Annotated in this window: 15 protein-coding genes; 10 read left to right on the top strand and 5 right to left on the bottom strand. The window is 69.9% G+C overall.

Features of this window, described 5'->3' with window-relative positions; all coding sequences use genetic code 11:
* On the top strand, positions 1 to 1470 hold the full coding sequence (locus L3Q65_RS27055) for a PTS fructose transporter subunit IIC (protein WP_182891119.1): 1470 nt from the start codon (positions 1 to 3) through the stop codon (positions 1468 to 1470).
* Positions 1463 to 1759: an HPr family phosphocarrier protein gene (locus tag L3Q65_RS27050; protein ID WP_237597002.1), complete on the top strand. Its 297-nt coding sequence runs from the start codon at positions 1463 to 1465 to the stop codon at positions 1757 to 1759. Before L3Q65_RS27055 ends, L3Q65_RS27050 begins: the two co-directional genes overlap by 8 nt.
* 47 nt (positions 1760 to 1806) lie before the next feature.
* Here the strand turns inward: L3Q65_RS27050 and L3Q65_RS27045 are convergent, their stop codons facing one another.
* The gene (locus tag L3Q65_RS27045) at positions 1807 to 3630 is read right to left on the bottom strand and encodes a long-chain fatty acid--CoA ligase (RefSeq protein ID WP_304504524.1); all 1824 of its coding nucleotides are present in this window, start codon (positions 3628 to 3630) and stop codon (positions 1807 to 1809) included.
* Between the two features lie 144 nt (positions 3631 to 3774).
* Between L3Q65_RS27045 and kynU the strand changes: the two genes are divergently transcribed.
* The 6 genes from kynU to L3Q65_RS27015 all read left to right on the top strand — a co-directional run bounded on the left by kynU (position 3775) and on the right by L3Q65_RS27015 (position 9707).
* Positions 3775 to 4965, top strand: coding sequence for a kynureninase (gene kynU, locus L3Q65_RS27040; RefSeq protein ID WP_237597001.1), 1191 nt, complete (start codon positions 3775 to 3777; stop codon positions 4963 to 4965).
* A 212-nt stretch (positions 4966 to 5177) separates the two neighbouring features.
* Complete coding sequence (locus tag L3Q65_RS27035; protein ID WP_182891123.1) at positions 5178 to 5468, top strand: hypothetical protein; 291 nt, start codon at positions 5178 to 5180, stop codon at positions 5466 to 5468.
* A 376-nt stretch (positions 5469 to 5844) separates the two neighbouring features.
* Positions 5845 to 8340, top strand: coding sequence for a nitrate- and nitrite sensing domain-containing protein (locus tag L3Q65_RS27030; RefSeq protein ID WP_182891124.1), 2496 nt, complete (start codon positions 5845 to 5847; stop codon positions 8338 to 8340).
* Positions 8340 to 8756 (top strand): roadblock/LC7 domain-containing protein, encoded by a 417-nt coding sequence (locus L3Q65_RS27025; RefSeq protein ID WP_182891125.1) that lies wholly within the window; start codon positions 8340 to 8342, stop codon positions 8754 to 8756. Before L3Q65_RS27030 ends, L3Q65_RS27025 begins: the two co-directional genes overlap by 1 nt.
* Positions 8753 to 9127, top strand: coding sequence for a DUF742 domain-containing protein (locus tag L3Q65_RS27020; protein ID WP_182891126.1), 375 nt, complete (start codon positions 8753 to 8755; stop codon positions 9125 to 9127). Before L3Q65_RS27025 ends, L3Q65_RS27020 begins: the two co-directional genes overlap by 4 nt.
* The gene (locus L3Q65_RS27015; protein WP_182891127.1) at positions 9108 to 9707 is read left to right on the top strand and encodes an ATP/GTP-binding protein; all 600 of its coding nucleotides are present in this window, start codon (positions 9108 to 9110) and stop codon (positions 9705 to 9707) included. The genes L3Q65_RS27020 and L3Q65_RS27015 overlap by 20 nt, the downstream gene beginning before the upstream one ends.
* A 27-nt stretch (positions 9708 to 9734) precedes the next feature.
* On the opposite strand, the gene L3Q65_RS27010 is transcribed toward L3Q65_RS27015, so the two are convergent.
* The gene (locus L3Q65_RS27010; protein WP_237597000.1) at positions 9735 to 10175 is read right to left on the bottom strand and encodes a DoxX family protein; all 441 of its coding nucleotides are present in this window, start codon (positions 10173 to 10175) and stop codon (positions 9735 to 9737) included.
* 135 nt (positions 10176 to 10310) lie between these two features.
* Between L3Q65_RS27010 and L3Q65_RS27005 the strand changes: the two genes are divergently transcribed.
* Together L3Q65_RS27005 and L3Q65_RS26995 are read left to right on the top strand one after the other, a co-directional pair.
* Positions 10311 to 10763, top strand: a complete 453-nt coding sequence (locus L3Q65_RS27005) for an NUDIX domain-containing protein (protein ID WP_182891129.1) — start codon at positions 10311 to 10313, stop codon at positions 10761 to 10763.
* Between the two features lie 134 nt (positions 10764 to 10897).
* A protein-coding gene (locus L3Q65_RS26995) for an IS3 family transposase (RefSeq protein WP_370648121.1) occupies positions 10898 to 12063 on the top strand; the annotation gives its coding sequence in 2 pieces (ribosomal slippage) (positions 10898 to 11164 and positions 11167 to 12063; 1164 coding nt in all).
* A gap of 335 nt (positions 12064 to 12398) precedes the next feature.
* Here L3Q65_RS26995 and L3Q65_RS26990 read toward each other — a convergent pair.
* The 3 genes from L3Q65_RS26990 to L3Q65_RS26980 all read right to left on the bottom strand — a co-directional run bounded on the left by L3Q65_RS26990 (position 12399) and on the right by L3Q65_RS26980 (position 15141).
* Entirely contained in the window at positions 12399 to 13055 is a 657-nt protein-coding gene (locus tag L3Q65_RS26990) for an HAD family phosphatase (RefSeq protein WP_237596997.1), read from the bottom strand.
* A gap of 35 nt (positions 13056 to 13090) precedes the next feature.
* On the bottom strand, positions 13091 to 13891 hold the full coding sequence (locus L3Q65_RS26985) for an alpha/beta fold hydrolase (protein ID WP_237596996.1): 801 nt from the start codon (positions 13889 to 13891) through the stop codon (positions 13091 to 13093).
* A gap of 119 nt (positions 13892 to 14010) precedes the next feature.
* Positions 14011 to 15141: a metallophosphoesterase gene (locus L3Q65_RS26980; RefSeq protein ID WP_182891132.1), complete on the bottom strand. Its 1131-nt coding sequence runs from the start codon at positions 15139 to 15141 to the stop codon at positions 14011 to 14013.
* Between the last annotated feature and the right edge of the window lie 69 nt (positions 15142 to 15210).

Below are 15210 nucleotides of genomic sequence, written 5' to 3'. Positions count from 1 at the left end.
ATGAAGTTCGTCGCCATCACCGCGTGCCCCACGGGCATCGCGCACACGTACATGGCCGCCGAATCGCTGGAGCAGACCGCGAAGGCCAACGGCGACACGATCGTGGTCGAGACGCAGGGCTCCGCCGGTTCCGAACCGTTGTCCGCCGCGGACATCGCGGACGCCGACGCGGTCATCTTCGCCGCGGACCTCGCCGTGCAGGGCCGGGAACGCTTCGCCGGCAAGCCGATCGTCGAAGCCCCGGTGAAGGCCGCGATCAACGACGCGGCCGGGCTGTTCGAGCGGGCGAAAGCGGCTGCCGCGGAACCGCCCGCCGCCGAGCCCGCCGCTTCCGCCGCCGCCGCGGAACCGGAGCTGACCACCAAGGTCGGCGAGCACGACCGGTTCGGCTCCCGGATCCGGCAATGGCTGATGACCGGCGTCAGCTACCTCATCCCGTTCGTCGCCGCGGGCGGTCTGCTGATCGCGGTGAGCTTCGCGCTCGGCGGGTACAAGATCGCCGACGCGCCCAGTGTCACCGAGCATTTCGACGCGGGTTCGCTCGCCGGCTGGGCCGCGCTGATGTACCAGATCGGCAGCGTCGCGTTCAAGTTCCTGGTGCCGGTGCTGGCCGGGTTCATCGCGTTCGCGATGGCCGACCGGCCCGCCATCGCGCCCGGTTTCGTCGGCGGGGCGATCGCGGTCGCCATCGGCGCCGGGTTCCTCGGCGGCCTGGTGGCCGGGTTGTTCGCCGGCGCCGTGGTGCTGGGACTGAAGAAGATCCGTGTGCCGAAGGCGATGCGCGGCATCATGCCGGTGGTCGTCTATCCGCTGCTCGGGACAGTGGTGGTCGGTGTGCTGATGTACGTCGTGGTCGGCAAGCCGATCGCGATCGCCACCGCTGGCCTCACCCACTGGCTGAACAGCTTGAGCGGCACCAGCGCGGTGCTGCTGGGCGCGCTGCTCGGCCTCATGATGGCGTTCGACATGGGCGGTCCGGTCAACAAGGCCGCGTACGCGTTCGCGGTCGGCGGCCTGACCACGGGCAGTGCCGGTTCGCTGCAGATCATGGCCGCGGTGATGGCGGCCGGAATGGTGCCGCCGCTCTCCCTCGCGCTCGCCTCGACCGTGCGGAAGAAGCTGTTCACCGCCGCCGAGCGGGAGAACGGCCGGGCCGCGTGGCTGCTGGGCGCCTCGTTCATCACCGAAGGCGCGATCCCGTTCGCCGCGGCGGATCCGTTCCGGGTGATCCCGTCGATCATGGCCGGTTCGGCCGTCACCGGTGCGCTGTCGATGGCTTTCGGCGCGACGCTGCGCGCGCCGCACGGCGGGATCTTCGTGGTGCCGCTGATCGGCAACCCGCTGCTGTTCCTGGTCGCGCTCGTGGCCGGGACGCTGGTCGCCGCCGCTTCGGTGGTCCTGCTCAAGCAGGTGCGGTCTCGCTCCGTCGAGGAGACCCCCGCCGTTTCCGCCCATCCGGTCAATGCCTGAGGAGGCCCTCGTGTACCAACGCCGCATCGTCGTCGCCAGCAGCGTCGGGCTGCACGCCCGTCCGGCCGGGCTGGTCGCGCAAGCCGCCGCCGCTCAGCCCGCGAAGGTCCGCATCGCCAAGGTTTCCGGCGGAGCGGCAGGCGACCCGGTCGACGCCGGGAGCGTGCTCAGCCTCATGATGCTCGGCGCCGCGCACGGCGACGAGGTGGAGCTCAGCGCGGACGGAGACCAGGCCCGGGAATCGGTCGACGTGCTGGTCGATCTCATCGCCAAGGACCTCGACGCCTGATCCGCGGGCGAAACGGTGCGGCCGGGACATCCCCGGCCGCACCGTTTTCACGCGTAGAGCGAGGCGATGTCGGAGCCGTAGCGGTCGTTGATCACCCGGCGCTTGAGCTTGAGCGTCGGGGTCAGCTCGCCGGTTTCGGGCGTCCACGCGGTGGTGATCACGTGGTAGCGCTTGATCTGCTCGGCCCGCGCGAGCCTGCTGTTGGCGGATTCGACGGCCCGGTCGATCTCCGCCCGCACCGCCTCGTGCCGGGCCAGCGTTTCGACGTCGGCCTCCTCGATTCCGTTCGCCTTCGCCCAGCCGGGGGCGATCTCGTCGTCGAGCACGATCAACGCGGTCACGTACGGCCGCGCGTCGCCGATCGCGACCGCCTGGCCGATCAGCGGGTGTTCCTTCAGCAGGCCCTCGATCCGGGTCGGCGCGATGTTCTTGCCGCTCGAGGTGATGATCAGTTCCTTCTTGCGGTCGGTGATCGTGACGTAGCCGTCGTCGTCGATCGTGCCGATGTCGCCGGTGGCGAACCAGCCGTCGGCGTCGGTGGCCGGTTCGATCGTGCCGTCCGGCTGCAGATAGCCGAGGAAGACGATCGGACCGCGGACGAGCAGTTCGCCGTCCTCGCCGGTCTTCACCTCGACGCCGTCGATCGGCCGCCCGACGGTGCCCGCGCGGAACGCTTCGGCGCTGTTCGCGGTCGCCGCGCCGGTGGTCTCGGACAGGCCCCAGACCTCGCGGATCTCGACGCCCAGCCCGGCGAGGAAGTACAGCACTTCCAGCGGCAACGCGGCCGCGCCGCTGGACGCGATGTGCAATTGGTCGAGCCCGAGCAACCCGCGCACCGGGGCGAGCACGGTCTCGTCGGTCTTCGCGATCCGCTCGGCGAGGTCGGCCGGGACCTCCTCGCCCGCGCTGCGGAGTTTGTAGCCCTCTTGCAGGAGCTCGTTCGCTGAGATGAGCGCCTCGCGCCGGTCCTCGGGCACGCCGGCGAGCATGTTCTTCAGGCCCGCCACCATTTTCTCCCACACCCGCGGCACGCCGAAGAAGCTCTGCGGACGCACCTGGCCGAGCGCCGCGACGACGCCGGACGGATCGCCGACCGTGTGCACGTGGCCCGCCGCGACGATGGGCAGATAGATCGACAGCTCGCGTTCGGCGATGTGCGCCAGCGGCAGGTACGCGATGTTCGTGGGGTGCATCGGGGCCTTGTGCAGCGTGTGCACGGCGATGCCCTCGTGGATCGCGTTGCGGTGGGAGAGCACGACGCCCTTGGGGTCGCCGGTGGTGCCGGAGGTGTAGATCATCGCGAGCGGGTCGTCCGGGCGGATCGCCCGCCACGCTTGGTCGAACGCCTCCGGGTCGGCGGCGAGTGCTTCGCGGCCCGCCTCGCGCACTGCGGAGTACGCGAGGAAGCGGTCGTCGCCGTCCGGGATCGCGGATTCGTCCATGACCACGACGCGGCGCAGCGCGGGGAGGTCGTCGAGCACCGGCAGCCAGCGGGACAGCTCGTCGGCGCCGGCGAGGACGACGACCGGGGCGGCGCTGTGCCGGGCGACGTAGCGGATCTGCTCCGGGCTGAGCGTCGCGTACGCCGTGCACGGGATGGCCGCCAGGTGGACGGCGGCGAGGTCGGCGATGAGGTGGTCCGGCGAACTCGGGGCCATGATCAGCATCCGGTCGCCCGCGGCGAGGCCGAGCCCGGCCAGCCCTCGGGACACCTCGGCGATCGCGGTCCGGAACTCGCTCCAGGTGAGCGTCGGACGGCCTTCGATGTCGAGCGAAGTGAGCGCGGGCCGGTCGCCGTACTCCTCGGCATTGCGTCGCAGCAGCGACGGGATGGTCTGGCCCTCGGCTTGTTCGGCGATCGACTGGGTCAACGCTGACCTCCTCCGGTGGTGCCTGGTGAGGTCACTGTAGGTCGTCGGGGCGGCGGCCGATAGAGAATCCCGGCCAGCCTCGGCGCTCGATAAGACTGTCCGCGTGCTGTTTGAATGGGGGAACCGGGACCAGAGGAGCGTTTGATGACCGAATCCGCCGTGCGCAGCGAGAGCCTTGCCGACGAGGCGGCCGCACTCGACGCCGCCGACCCGCTCGCCGCGAAACGCGCGGAGTTCGACCTTGACCCGGAGGTCGCGTACTTCGACGGGAATTCTCTTGGCGCGCCGCCGAAACACGTCGCGGAGCGGGTGAGCCAGGTGGTCCGCGAGCAGTGGGGGCGGCGGCTGATCCGGTCGTGGACCGAGGGCTGGTGGGAAGCCCCGCAGCGCGTCGGGGAGCGGATCGCGCCGCTGGTCGGGGCCGCGGCCGGACAGGTCGTGGTGGCGGATTCGACGAGTGTGGACCTGTTCAAGGTGCTCGTGGCGGCGGTGCGGGCGAATCCCGGTCGCGACGAGGTACTGGTCGACGCGGCGACCTTCCCGACCGACGGCTACGTGGCCGACCAGGTCGCACGGCTCACCGGGCACACCGTGCGGCGCGTGCCGGTGGCTGAGCTGCCCGGCGCGGTGAGCGAGCGGACCGCCGCGGTGCTCGTGAATCACGTCGATTACGTCAGCGGGCGGCTGCACGACATGCCGTCGGTCACCGAGGCGGTGCACGCGGCGGGCGCGCTCGCGGTGTGGGATCTCTGCCACAGCGTGGGCGCGATTCCGGTGCGGCTGGACGCGTGCGACGTCGACTTCGCGGTGGGTTGTACGTACAAATTCCTCAACGGCGGACCGGGTTCGCCCGCGTTCGTCTATGTGGCACAGCGGCATCAGGCGGAATTCGATCAGCCGCTCGCCGGATGGGCCGGGCACGCGGATCCGTTCGGAATGGAACCGGGCTACCGCGGCAGCGCGGGGATCGCGCGCGCCAGGGCGGGCACGCCGGACATCCTGTCGATGCTGGCGCTCGACGCCGCGCTGGACGTCTGGGACGGCGTCGACCTTTCCGTGCTGCGCGCGAAAGGCTTGGCGCTGGGCGATTTCTTTTTCCGGTGTGCGGACGAACTCCTTCCCGGAGCCGACATCCCGACGCCGCGCGAGCACACGCGCGGGCACCAGGTTTCGGTGCGGGACCCGGGCGGGCAGCAGACGATGGACGCGCTGCACGAACGCGGGGTGCTCGGCGATTTCCGGCCGCCGGACGTGCTGCGGTTCGGGCTGGCCCCGCTGTACACAACTTACGCCGAGGTGCTGCGGGCGGTGGCCGTGCTGCGCGAGGTGCGCTGAAAAGAATTCGCGCAATATCCGTGCGGATTCGCGTGGATCCGGCCGGATTCGCGGGTCCTGGGTGAACAATCGGTGTCGGGCTCGCCCCTTTGGGTGATCGACGGGCGCGCCGCGCGCTGCCCGGCGGGTATGCTCGGTCCCTGTTTTTTCGCGGGCCGAAGCCGATCGGGCAGCGGTGTCCGCCGCGCGGATCCGGGGCGAAAGGGGCCGAAATGATCGAGAACCGCGGCCGGGAAGTGCCGCTCTCGTACGTGGTGACCCTGCTCGTCGGCGTGGCGATCGGCTTCGTGCTCGCGCGTTTCGGCGGGGTGCTCGCGCGCTATCCGGTCGAATCGGCGCTGGTGGCGGTGCTGATCGCGGCCGTGGCGGTGCTGGCGTGGGCGTGCCGGGAGATGCTGCACGACCTGCTGCGCCGCGACCGTCCGGCCGGAGCCGAGGAAACCGAAGCCGTTCCGGTGCCGCGGCTTTCCGCGCATCGGCCGCCGAATGGCGTCCGGCGCTGAATTCCGGAAATTGATCTCGGTTTTCCGTTCAATTTCGCTGCCGATGCGGAAATGCGCATGAGTTTCCGGTTAGTTTTCGCGGGTGCGCGGCCGTGACAGACCTCACGCAGGGGCGCCCGGCGGGCAGCGGCGACTCCGGTGCGACCAAGGTCACGTCCGGTGGTGATCAGTTTTCCAAGCACCACAGTGGGTTACTAGCAGGTAACAAGAGGATGACGGCAACACGGGTCCGGACTTGACTCGCCCGTCCGGGTTGCTTACCGTCGTCGCGGGCAACGCAGACCACGGTGAACTGTGATCCGGCTGGTCGGACCGGTGCAACGAAAACACCGAGGACCCGAATACCACAGCAGTGCCGGAAGGAAAACGGATCACGGTGAAGCAGAATTCCGGGCGAAAGGGCCGCGGCTCCTCGATTCGCTCTCGCGTGCTCGCGATCGCGTTGATTCCTAGCGTGGCGTTGCTGATCGTCGGTATCGCGCTCGCCGGATACCTGATTTTCGACGCGACGCAGGCGCGCGGTTACGCGCAGAAGATTCGCGGTTCGGAAGGCCCCGGCATTCCGTTCCTGCTCGCCGCGGAACAGGAACGGCAGCTGTCGATGAGCGTGCTCGCCGGACAGGACGCCGCGCGCGCCGCGCTGCTGGCGACCCGGCCGAAGACCGACGCGTCCGCCGCGCAGATCACCTCGGTGCTGCAGGGCAACTTCGCGAGCGACTCGAACGTGCCCGCGAGCGTCAAGCAGAACATCGCCACGTTCGCCGCGCTGGAAGCGAAACTGCCGCAGCTGCGCCAGCAAGTCGACTCCGGCCAGGTGCCCCGGCTCGAGGTTTTTTCCTTCTACAACCAGATCATCGACCAGTTCACCCAGGGCGTCGCCGGCCTCGCGCAGGCCGCGCGCGGCGCGGACAACGCCTACGCCCGGCTGTCCGCGATCCCGATTTTCAATGCTGCCGAGGAAATGCAGCGCAGCGACGCGCTGGCGTCGGCCGGGCTCGCCGCGGGCGGACTGTCCGGCGACGAGCAGCGCGCGTACCTCGGCCAGATCGGCGCGTACCACGCGCAGCTCGAACAGTCGGTGCCGCAGATGGTGCCCGAGGTGCGGGCGAACTACGACAAGCTCGTCTCGAGTCCCGCGTGGACGACCGTGACGCAGGTCGAGAACGCCTTGCTGTCCGGTGCGAAACAGCTTCCAGTGCCGCTGGAACAGTGGCGGACCGACGCGAAGCAGGTCGCCACCACGCTGATGACGATGTTCGCCGCGCAGAGCGCGCACGCGACCAACGCGGCGATCACCGACGCGGACGACACGCTGCGGAACTCGATCATCGCGGGCGCGGCGGCGGTGCTCTTCGCGCTCGCCGTGGTGCTGGTCGCGCTGCGGCTGTCGAACCGCTTCATCTCCCGGCTCGCCCGGCTGCGCGAGGACACCCTCGACGCGGCCGAGGTGCGGCTGCCGGAACTCGTGGACCGCGTCCGCGCGGGCGAACCGGTCGACCTCGACGAAGGCGGGCACCTGCTCGACCACGGCACGGACGAGATCGGCGAGGTGGCCGAGGCGTTCAACCTGGCGCAGCAGTCCGCGCTCGCCGCCGCGGTCGAAGAGGCCAAGACCCGGCAAGGCACGAAGGCGGTGTTCCTCAACATCGCGCACCGCAGCCAGGTCATCGTGCACCGGCAGCTGAAGGTGCTGGACGCCGCCGAACGCAAGCAGGAGGACCCGGACCAGCTCGACACGCTGTTCCGCCTCGACCACCTCTCCACCCGCGCGCGGCGCAACGCGGAGAACCTGATCATCCTCGGCGGCGGCCAGCCCGGACGGCAGTGGCGCAATCCGGTGTCGCTGGTGGAACTCGTCCGCGGCGCGGCAGCGGAAACCGAGCACTTCGCGCGGGTGAAGACGGCGAAGCTGCCGGAGGTCGCGGTGCGCGGGCCGGTCGTCGGCGACCTCGTGCACCTGCTCGCCGAGCTGATCGACAACGCGACGTCGTTCTCGCCGCCGGAATCGCGCGTCGAATTGCGCGGCAACGTGGTCGGCAAGGGCGTCGTGATCGAGGTCGAGGACCAGGGCCTCGGCATCGAGCAAGAGCAGGCCGACGAGTTCAACGCGATGCTCGCCGACCCGCCGGACTTCGGGATCATGGCGCTGTCCGACGAGCCGCGGCTGGGCCTGTTCGTGGTCGCACGGCTGGCGTCGCGGCACGGGATCTCGGTGCACCTGCGCGAATCCGCGTACGGCGGGACCCGGGCGATCGTGTTGGTGCGCAAGGATTTGCTCGCGCCGCTCAGCGAGACGGAACCGTCCGAGCCGGAAGCGGCCGCGGAGCCGGACGGCGTGCCGGAGCTTTCCCGGCTCGCGGTGGAGCCGTCGCGGCCCGCGCCGCAACCGCAGCGGGCTGAGCAGCGACCGGAACTGCCGCAACGGAAGCAGGCGCGTCCGGAACCGCAGCAGGCGGAACCGCCGCAGCCGTCGCGGGTGGCGCCGGAACCGCGGGTCGCGCCGGAGCAGCAGCGACCGGAGTTGCCGACGCGCCGCGCGATGCGTCCGGCCGCCGAGGCTCCGCCGGTCCGTCCTCCGCAAAACCGTGAGCAGCGACCGCCCGCGGACAACGGCCGGGTGCCGCGTCCGGCGGTCGAAAACGGCCGGGCCGCGCCGCCTCGTCCGCCCGGACGTCCCCCGCTGCCGCAGCGGAGACGGCAGCAGAACCTCGTTCCGCAGCTGCGCAGTGACCGGCCGGCACCGGAATCCGACGACGTCCGCGAGGATTCGCCGGAGCAGGCCCGCTCCCGGCTCAGCGCGTTCCAGCAGGGCACCCGGCGGGCCCGCGAGGCCGATCCCGGGCACGACAACAGGTACGGAGATCGCGACTGATGGCGAACAACGGCGTCAACGAGCTCGACTGGCTGCTCGACGACCTCGTGCAGCGGGTCGCCGGAGCGGACCGCGCGGTGGTGCTGTCCTCGGACGGGTTGCTGATCGGCCGGTCGGGCAACCTGTCCGAAGCGGACGCGGAGCACCTGTCCGCGGTCGCCTCGGCGTTCCAGAGCCTCGCCCGCGGCACCGGACGGCACTTCGGCGGCGGCAACGTGCGGCAGACGATGGTCGAGATGGACCACGCGTTCCTGTTCGTCACCGCGGCCGGCCGGGGCGCCTGCCTCGCGCTGCTGGCCGGGGTCGACGCCGACATGGGGCTCGTGGCCTACGAGATGAACCTGATGGTCAAGCGGGTCGGCGCGGTGCTCACCGCGGCGCCGCGGGCCGGAGCGGTCCAGCGGACCTCGCCATGACGGCGCAGGGCCGCGAGTCCTGGTACGAGGACGAGGCCGGTCCGCTGGTGCGGTCCTACGCCGTCACCGGCGGGCGGACCCGGTCCGACACCCGAGGGCTCGACCTCATCACGCTCGTCGTCGCGCTGCGCACCGCGAGCGAGACGCCCGGTCTCGAACCGGAGTACTCGCGGATTCTTTCCCTGTGCCAGCGCCCGGTTTCGGTCGCCGAGGTGGCCGCGCGGGTCGATCTCCCGCTGCCGGTGGTGAAGGTGCTGCTGAGCGATTTGATAGAACGCAACCTCGTGTTGTTCCGCACCGCGACGCCGGTGACCGACGCCCCCAGCCCCCACGTACTCCAGGCGGTTCTCGATGGCATCCGGAAACTCTGAGCCCCGCCGGTCGCTCACCGCGCAAGCGGTGAAGGTGCTCGTCGCCGGCGGATTCGGGGTCGGCAAGACGACCCTGGTCGGCTCGGTCAGCGAGGTGCCGCCGCTGCGCACCGAAGAGGTGATCACCGCCGCGTCCGAGGGCGTGGACGACCTGTCCGGCGTCGAGGGCAAAACCACCACGACGGTCGCGCTCGACTTCGGCCGGATCACCATCAATCCCGAGCTGATCCTGTACCTGTTCGGCACGCCGGGGCAGGACCGGTTCTGGTTCATGTGGGACGAACTGGCCGACGGTGCCTTGGGCGCGGTGGTCCTGGCGGATACCCGTCGGCTCGAATCCTGTTTTCCCGCAGTGGATTTCTTCGAGCAGCGCGGGTTGCCGTTCGTGGTCGGGGTGAACTGCTTCGACGACGCTTACCGGTACGGGACCGAGGAAGTCCGCGGGGCGCTGGATCTGGATCCGCAGGTGCCGTTGCTGCTGTGCGACGCCCGGGAGCGGGATTCGACCAAGCAGGTGCTGACGGCGTTGATGGAGCACGCGCTCGGGCGGGCAATGCTCGTGAGTGGCAATCCCGGTTAGAACCGGGATTGCCACTCACGACTTCTTTCAGCGCCGCCGCAGCCCGTCCAGCGCTGCCGCCCCCGGCCCCACCACCGCGATGGCGAGGAAGACCCACGCGTACAGCGCGGCGGGCTCGCCCATGTTGTGCAGGGGGAGCAGGCCTTCCGGGGCGTGCACGGTGAAGTAGGCGTAGGCCATGACGCCGGAGAGCACGGTCGCGGAGACGCGGGTGAAAAGTCCGGCGAAGACGAAGATCGCGCCGACGACCTCGATCAGGCTGGCCCAGTAACCGGGCCATTGGCCGAAGGGGACCGCGCCGCCCGCGTTGTCGATGCCGCCGAAGAGGCCGAAGCCCATCAGGCCGTGGCAGAGGAAGAGGAAGGACACCACGGCGCGGAAGAGGGCCAGGACGGTGGGGCGGGCTCGGTCTGCCAGGGACTTCGCGGCTTCGGTCGTCGCGGTCTTGGGGGCGGTGGTGGTGGTCATTGCTGGTCCCTCCCGGGTGGCTGTGGGGTGCCTTCTGCTTATGCGTCGAACGGTGCCGGCTGGGATCGACACGTTGCCGGGAAGTTTTTTTGAGGCGGTGTTTGGGCTGGTCAGCGGGGCTGGCAGGGTGGGGGGATGGTCAGGCGTAGTGCTGGGGTGTTGGTGTATCGACGGGGTGCGGGCGGGGTCGAAGTGTTGCTCGCGCATATGGGCGGGCCGTTTTGGGCCAAGAAGGATCTGGGGGCTTGGTCGTTGCCCAAGGGGGAGATTGAGGAGGGGGAGGAGGCTGAAGGGGCAGCTCGGCGGGAGTTCGCTGAGGAGCTGGGGGTGCCGGTGCCTGACGGGGAGTGGGTTGCGTTGGGGGAGGTTCGGCAGTCGGGGAAGGTCGTGACTGCTTGGGCGGTGGAGGGGGATCTTGATCCGGCTGATGTGGTGCCGGGGGTGTTCGAGATGGAGTGGCCGCCCCGGTCTGGGGTGATGCGGGAGTTTCCCGAGGTGGATCGGGTGGAGTGGGTTTCGCTCGAGGTGGCTCGGGAGAAGCTGGTCAAGGGGCAGCGGGGGTTTTTGGATCGGGTTGCGGGGTTGTGAGTTGGCTCGTCGCCTGGCGGCGACATCGGCCCGGTCTTGGGTTGCGTGGGGCACCCCGTTGGCCCATTGTGTGAGGTTCCCCCGGTGGCCCGGACACTCTGATCCTTGGCTTTGGCCTGGGGAAGGATGTTGTTGTGTCTGGTTCGTCGAGGTATCCGGAGGAGTTCCGGCGGGATGCGGTCGCGTTGGCGCGGTCGTCGGCTCGTCCGTTGGCGCAGGTGGCTCGTGAGCTGGGGGTGAATCACGAGACCTTGCGGACGTGGGTGCGGGCGGCCGACCGCGCCGAGAGCGCGGCCGCGTCGGGCGGGGACGCGGCGGAGCGGGAGCTGCGGGCGTTGCGCAAGCGGGTCGCGGAGCTGGAGAAGGAAAAGGAGATCCTGCGCAAAGCGGCCGCCTATTTCGCGCAGGAGATGGGTCGTTGACCCGCAGCTGCCGGTTCATCTCCGCCCACCGCGCCGCCTACGGCGTCGCCCGGCTGTGCCGTGTCCTCGGGGTCCGCCGCCCGGGGTTCTACGAATGGCTCGCCGCCGCCCCGGCGCGGGAGGAGCGGGCGCGGGCCGAGGAGCGGCTGGCCGGGGAGATCGCCGGGATCCACGCCGCCCACCAAGGCGCTTACGGCAGCCCGCGGGTCACCGCCGAACTGCGCCGCCGCGGCGAGACGGTCAACCACAAGAAGGTGGAGCGGGTCATGCGCGAACGGCGGCTCGCCGGGAACACCCGCCGCCGGCGGCACTCGCTGACCAGGCCGGACACGACCGCGGCCGCGCCGGACCTGATCGGCCGCGACTTCACCGCCGACGCCCCCGGCCGGCGGCTGGTCGGGGACATCACCTACCTGCCCACCGAAGAGGGCTGGCTGTATTTGGCGACCGTGCTCGACCTGCACACCCGCGAAATCGTCGGGCACGCCCTCGCCCCGCACATGCGCGCCGGCCTGGTCTGCGACGCGATCGCCCTCGCCGCGGACCGCGGCCTGACCGGCCCGGGCGCGGTGTTCCACTCCGACCGCGGCACCCAATACGCCTCCACCGAATTCCGCGCCGCCCTGACCGCGCACGGCATCCGGGCCTCCATGGGCAGGACCGGGTCCTGCTACGACAACGCCGCCGCCGAATCCTTCTTCGCCACCCTCAAAACCGAAATCGGCACCCGCTCCTGGCCCACCCGACACCAAGCCAGGCAAGCGGTTTTCGCCTACCTCGCCTACTACAACCACCACCGCCTGCACTCCACCCTCGACTACCGAACACCCCACGAAACCCGTCTCAGCTATCGTCACCACCACGCCCACGCGGCATAAAACCCGGTGTCCGATCCCCGGGGGAAACCTCAGTGCTGACGGTTCGGGGGTGCTTGTCAAGGCGGGAAAGATGCCTTGACAAGCACCCCCGAACCGCAGGGCGGCTTTGTATCGGGGTTGGGGGAGGGACTGGGTGCCTCGTTGGTTGGGTGCGTCGGCTGCGGTGTCGTAGGTGGGCGGGGCTAGCGCCCCAATGTGGCATTGGGTGCGTGGGATGCACCCAATGTGGCGTTCGGTGCGTGGGATGCACCCAATGCCACATTGGGGCGCATCGCGGCGGGTGGGTGGCGGGGCGTGAGGGGGCCCTCGGGGGCTCAGAGTCCGTCAGGGGTCCCTCACGTGCCGAAGCGCTGCAGCAGGGTGCTCAGGGGGGTGGTGGTGAAGGACGGGAGGACTAGGTCTGCTTTGGCGAAGTCCAGGGTGGCTGTGATGGGGTTCGGCACTGCGATGGTGGTGATTCCGGCTGCTTTCGCCGCGCTGACGCCGTGGGGCGAGTCTTCGAAGGCCAGGGCTTCTTCTGCGGTCACGCCCAGGGTGCGCAGGGCTGCCAGGTAAGTGTCGGGATCGGGTTTTGCTTTGTGGCGGTCGCCGGTTTCTACGGCGGCGAAGCGCGACGACAGGCCTAGCCGGTCCAGTTGGCCGTGCACCCAGGTGCCGGAGGAACTTGAGGCGACGGCGAGGGTCAGGTCTCGTCGGGCGGCTTCGTCTAGGTAGTCCAGTACGCCTTCGCGCGGGCCGTCTTCGGCTAGGAGTTCGTGTACTCGTGCTCGCATTGCCGGGCGCAGTGTTTCCGGGTCGACGTTTTCTACTTGTTCGGCAAGGAGTTTGAACATCGTCGCGGCGGTGTTCTGGGTGCCGATGACTGTGTGCCAGACGTCCAGGGGCAGTTCGACCCCGTGTCCGGCGAACATTTCTTGCCAGGACCGCAGTACTGCTGCCTCGGTGTCGGCGAGAGTGCCGTCGAAGTCGAAGATCAATGCTCGCGTGGCCACGTCTCGCAGCTTGCCTCACCCGAACTGCTGACGGGTCAGTTCGTGGCGAAAAACTCCGCCAGCACGGGGGCCAGTGCGGCGGTTTTCACCAGGTGCGTCTGGCCGGGCAGGGTGCGATAGGTGGCGTGGGGCAGTTGGGCCGCTGCCGCTGCGACGCCGTTGCGCATCCAGGCGGGGCTCTTGCCGCCGTCGAGGATCAGGGTGGGGGCGGTGATTCCGGACCAGCGTTCTTCCGGCAGGGGCCGGCCTGCCTGGTTGTCGTCCATGACCTGGGCGTCGTAGGCGAGGGTGTGGGCCACGCGCTTCATGCGCGGCCACGCGGGCATCAGGCGCATCATCGTGACCATCAGGGCGGGCAGTCCGACGCCTTCGACCATGAACGTCTTGATCGCGTCGCCCGGTTTTCCCTCGGCGATGGCTGCTTCGAGCTTCGCCTGATAGTCGGCTGGGACGCGCTTGCGGGTGCTGTCGACGACGAACGGCGGTTCGTACACCGCGACCTTCTTGACCGGCACGCCGCGATGGGCGGCTTCCAGGACCAGGGCGGCGCCGGACGAGATGCCGTACAGGCCGATCTCCCCGCCGGCTTCCTTGGCCAGTGCGGCGATGTCTTCGATCTCGCGCTCGACCGCGTACGGGCCGGTGTCGCCGCTTTCGCCCCTGCCTCGGCGGTCGAAGGTGTAGACGGTGAAGCGGTCCGAGAGGGCTTTGGCGAGATCGTCGTTGGGGGTCGAGGTGCGGTAGCAGAGCGCGCCGTCGACGAGGACGAGCGCGGGACCGGAGCCGGTGCGGGAGTAGGCGATCCGGGTGCCGTCGGCGGATGTGACGGTGGGCATGGGGTTCCTCCTCGGGGTGGTGCCGTTGCGGAGAACCTTCGCATCCGATGGTTCTAGTTGTCAAGACAAAAAAATTAGTCGGTGGGACCTGAGCGAGTGCGAGGGCGTAGAACTGGGGGTCAGGCGCTGTGCAGGGTCAGCAGCGCGATCTCGTTCGGGGCGAAGACCCGGAACGGCGGGCCCCAGAAACCGGAGCCGCGGCTGTTGTACAGCTGGGTCGGGCCGTGCCGGGTGAGGCCGGACAGGGTGGGCTGGTCGAGGCGGACCAGGAGGTGGAACGGCCAGATCTGGCCGCCGTGGGTGTGGCCGGAGATCTGCAGGTCGACGTTTTCCTCGCGGGCTTGGGCGACCTGTTTCGGCTGGTGGGCGAGCAGGACTACGGGGACGTCGGGATCGGAGCCGTCGAGGGCGGCGGCCAGGTCGGGGCCGTGGCCGGGCAGTCCGGAGGCGGCTCCGGTGGGGTCGTCGATGCCGGCGAAGAGGAGACGGGCGCCGTCGCGTTCGAGGAGGGTCGAGCGGTTGTGCAGGGTGTCCCAGCCGAGGCTCGCCATGTGGTCCAGCCAGGCCTGTGCCTCGCCGAAGTACTCGTGGTTGCCGGTGATGTAGAACCGGCCGAGCGGGGCCTGCACGCCGCCGAGCGGGTCGACCTGCTTGCGCCGCTTGGCGACCGATCCGTCGGCGAGGTCCCCGGCGTGGCAGACGACGTCGGGCTGCAGCCGGTTCAGTTCCGCGACCAGGCGCTCGGACCAGCGGGTGCGGTCGAGCGGGCCGTAGTGCGTGTCGGTGATGACCGCGACGCGCAATCCGTCGAGCCCGGGACCGAGCTTCGGCAGCACGACGTCGACCGGCTTCACCGGCGGCACCCGCATGGCGATCCGGTTCCCGCTGACGAGCAGCACCGCCGCGACGGCGAGCGTGACCGCGGCTACGATCCGTGGCCGCGCGGGATCGTCCACTCCGGACACCAGCAGGACCAGCCGCAGCAGGTGCGTGAGGACGCTCCAGGTGAACAGCACCCACACCGTGCCGAGCGTGACGTCCCCGATCCGCGCGGCGGCGTCGTTCTGCTTCGGACCGTGCCCGAGCACCATGAGCACCGGGAAACTCAGTGCGGCGACAGCGAAAACGACCGTGCCCGAGACGGTGGCCGCGACCGGCCAATCCGGCAGCAGCACGAGCACCGACCACGGCTCGCCGAACAACAAAAGCACCGCGGCGACCACGAAGGCAACCCGACGAACTCCGACCACGGTTCTCTTCCCTTCGCCCGCGTACTACCCAGCGTAGCCGCATCTGGCGGGCGGGGATCGGCGTGGCGG

Source organism: Amycolatopsis sp. FU40, from assembly GCF_021903635.1.
In the GTDB taxonomy this organism is placed as follows: domain Bacteria; phylum Actinomycetota; class Actinomycetes; order Mycobacteriales; family Pseudonocardiaceae; genus Amycolatopsis; species Amycolatopsis dendrobii.
This window is presented reverse-complemented; position numbering and strand designations above follow the sequence as displayed.